General features: G+C 51.6%; 1 protein-coding gene and 3 pseudogenes. All 4 read left to right on the top strand.

The genetic code is table 11. The features are described 5' to 3' along the window. Positions 1-84, top strand: a pseudogene (locus QZ506_RS19080) (lipoprotein); the annotation flags it as partial. A 58-nt stretch (positions 85-142) separates the two neighbouring features. Then, positions 143-454, top strand: a pseudogene (locus QZ506_RS19085) (transposase); the annotation flags it as partial. 38 nt (positions 455-492) lie between these two features. After that, a pseudogene (locus QZ506_RS19090) lies at positions 493-819 on the top strand (DNA N-6-adenine-methyltransferase); the annotation flags it as partial. Beyond that, entirely contained in the window at positions 810-1,265 is a 456-nt protein-coding gene (locus QZ506_RS19095; RefSeq protein WP_291973151.1) for a hypothetical protein, read from the top strand. The pseudogene QZ506_RS19090 and the gene QZ506_RS19095, both read left to right, overlap by 10 nt. The last annotated feature ends 249 nt before the right edge of the window (positions 1,266-1,514 follow it).

Consider the following 1,514-nt stretch of genomic DNA (forward strand, 5'->3'; position numbering starts at 1 on the left):
CAGGTGGGTGAAGCCATGGCCATGGTCAAAGCGCTTAACCGGATCACGCTATTAGGAATGCCGAACAGTATTCGCATCACGTAACAATCGACCCGTATGGGGCGCAGTCATTACAGGTTCTGATTTATTCAACAAAGCCACATGGGATCACCTCTATCCGCAGATAAGCCGGAGCTGGCAGTCAAACTGGGCCAACCTGTCGACATTCTTCTCGTACCCGCAGGAACTTCGCAAGGTAATCTATACTACGGACGCTATAGAATAACTGAACAGCGTGATCCGGCATGCAATCAAGAAACGCAAGGTGTTCCCGACTGATGACTCGGTGAAGAAGGTCGTATGGCTGGCAATCCAGGCGTCATCACAGAAATGGACGATGCCCTTACAGGACTGGCGTATGGCAATGAGTCGCTTTATTATCGAGTTCGGTGACCGCCTTGACGGTCACTTCTGAGGAAAGGTATTTACACAAAATCTTAAACAGGCTCACAATCTCCCCCGTACAGCAATATCCGCCCCTGGGTTGATAAAGCTGCTGAGCAGAGCCGCAAGCAGAATAAAACGGTCGTTATGCTGCTGCCTGCTGATACCTCGGCGGCATGGTTCGCACAGGCACAGAAAACGGTTGATGAGGTACGCTTCATCACCGAGGGCCGATTGTCGTTTATCAGCGCTGAAACGGGCAAAAAAGGCAAGGCGGGTAACAGCAAGGGCAGCGTGTTGTTCATCTGGCGACCGTGGCGCACAACCCCTAACGGGATGACCGTGGTAAGCAAACACGTGATGATGAGTCGAATGGGGGGGGAGGTATGGCGCTAAAACGCGATAAGCATGACGCGGTATTTTCCGAGCTTGTGCGCGAGAGGAACAATTGGCAGTGCGATTATTGCGGTAACTATTTTCATCACGACCACTGCCATCTCCATTGTTCCCGTTTCAAGTCCCTCCGACATAAGGCAACACGATACCATCTCTTCAATGCTTTTGCTCATTGCGCCGGCTGCTACCGTAAGTTGGGTGAAGACCCTTATGAGTTCACGATGCACGCCAACATCACCTACGGTGAGATGGTAATTGACCGCGTGGCGCATCTGGCAGCAGTGCCGGTGCGGCTAAAGCTGTGGCAGATGGATGAGATTTATCAGCACATGAAAACTGAGCTCAAGCGGCTGCGGGAATTACGGGCCGGCGGAAATATCTGGCGAATCGAGTTCACGCTACCGCCCTGGTATCAGGAGGGCATTACGGCTTTGTTGAATAAATAGATTTTATGCTGGCAGCCCAGCGAAACGACGGATCCTCGCAACGTAAAATCATGCAGTTAGGCATCATGAGAAAAGTGTACACCTGAGATGACAAGCATTTTCAACCAAAACTGGCACGGAAAAACAGCATGATTACCTATTATTCAACAAAGCCGGGCATTACCTATCGCATGGGGGAAGCGGCATGAGACAGCGTGTGCGACTGACGGCGGAAGATATTCCGCTTATCCGGGCGCTACTGGACTCCGG

The sequence above is a fragment of the Candidatus Symbiopectobacterium sp. genome, from assembly GCF_020054415.1.
GTDB lineage: Bacteria > Pseudomonadota > Gammaproteobacteria > Enterobacterales > Enterobacteriaceae > Symbiopectobacterium.

Coding starts and splice junctions, on each gene's coding strand:
- QZ506_RS19095 (WP_291973151.1), top strand. CDS start 810: ATGGCGCTAAAACGCGATAAGCATGACGCGGTATTTTCCGAGCTTGTG.